The organism is Streptococcus suis (assembly GCF_002964045.1).
GTDB lineage: Bacteria > Bacillota > Bacilli > Lactobacillales > Streptococcaceae > Streptococcus > Streptococcus suis_U.
Map to the genome: position 1 here is coordinate 1 of NZ_POPB01000542.1, position 357 is coordinate 357.

1 protein-coding gene is annotated in these 357 nt (G+C 45.4%); it reads right to left on the reverse strand.

The genetic code is table 11. The features are described 5' to 3' along the window. On the reverse strand, positions 1-357 hold a 357-nt coding region (locus C1E99_RS12600), incomplete at both ends, for a class I tRNA ligase family protein (protein WP_153060244.1).

The window sequence follows — 357 nt, forward strand, 5'->3', positions numbered from 1 at the left end:
CGATTTCCACTTCGCTTTCTACCAGCTTACTTTCGTCATATGTTGGCCATGCGACATATGAGATAGACTCAGCTGACTTAGTCAAACCTTGCCATAACTCTTCTGCCAAGTGTGGTGCAAATGGGGCGATCAATTGGACAAAACCTTTGGCGTAGTCAACATAAAGCTCGTCTTCCTTGTTGGCTGCGTTGACAAAAATCATGAGCTGGGCGATAGCTGTGTTGAATTTCAGGTCTTCAATATGCTCTGTCACCGTCTTCACAGTTTCATTGTAAACTTTATCAAGCGCTCCGCTATTTTCCGCCACAAGCTCCTTGGTAGTCAAGAGGCGATAAACACGGTCAAGGAACTTACGTG